We start from the raw sequence: 248 nt of genomic DNA, 5'->3' as shown, positions 1-248 counted from the left end.
AGTGGTAAATAATATAAGGGAAGGGTAGGGAAGTTAGGAGGTGATGGATGAGAAGTGGAGGATTTGAGGAAGGTGGTGGAGGTAGGTTGAACTGGGATAATAGAATACGGGAGAGGAGGGATGGGAGGAAGAGGGGGAGAAGGAGTATAGTATTTACGGTGTGGTATGGTGTGTTAGGAAGTTGTTTGGAGTGGTTTCCGGGGAAAATGAAGTAATATATTACGGGAGGAAGGATAGCTAGGGGAACG

The 248-nt window shown here is 46.4% G+C and carries 1 protein-coding gene; it reads left to right on the top strand.

Annotated features, from left to right (window positions below; all coding sequences use genetic code 11):
- The first annotated feature begins 47 nt into the window (after window positions 1–47).
- Complete coding sequence (locus FS628_RS31755; protein ID WP_186328068.1) at window positions 48–215, top strand: hypothetical protein; 168 nt, start codon at window positions 48–50, stop codon at window positions 213–215.
- Window positions 216–248 lie beyond the last annotated feature (33 nt).

Source organism: Paenibacillus xylanexedens (assembly GCF_007676705.1).
GTDB lineage: Bacteria > Bacillota > Bacilli > Paenibacillales > Paenibacillaceae > Paenibacillus > Paenibacillus xylanexedens_C.
This window is presented reverse-complemented; position numbering and strand designations above follow the sequence as displayed.